This is a genomic window from Legionella sp. ST3F1 (genome assembly GCF_048553315.1).
In the GTDB taxonomy this organism is placed as follows: domain Bacteria; phylum Pseudomonadota; class Gammaproteobacteria; order Legionellales; family Legionellaceae; genus Tatlockia; species Tatlockia donaldsonii.
Genome location: NZ_JBLZIO010000090.1, coordinates 1 through 238 on the forward strand (window position 1 = coordinate 1; position 238 = coordinate 238).

Below are 238 nucleotides of genomic sequence, written 5' to 3' on the forward strand. Positions count from 1 at the left end.
TAGATACAGCACGCCGGGCCCTGATTGATACACGGGATAAAAAATATAAACTAATGGCAGTAGACCGCTTAAAATCTGAATTGATCACCAATATAAGTCATGAATTACGTACTCCTTTAACACTCATTTTATGTCCGCTCAAAACTCTTCTGTTATATGAGGCGAATTCACTCCCTGCTGAAGTATCAAAAAATTTTTAGCGTATGCAACGCAATGCGGTCCGGCTTTATATATTGGT

The 238-nt window shown here is 38.7% G+C and carries 1 protein-coding gene; it reads left to right on the forward strand.

The genetic code is table 11. From position 1 onward, the window contains the following. The coding region (locus ACN4Z1_RS16060; RefSeq protein ID WP_419423067.1) for a histidine kinase dimerization/phospho-acceptor domain-containing protein at positions 1–200 on the forward strand (200 nt) is incomplete at its 5' end. Positions 201–238: the final 38 nt, after the last annotated feature.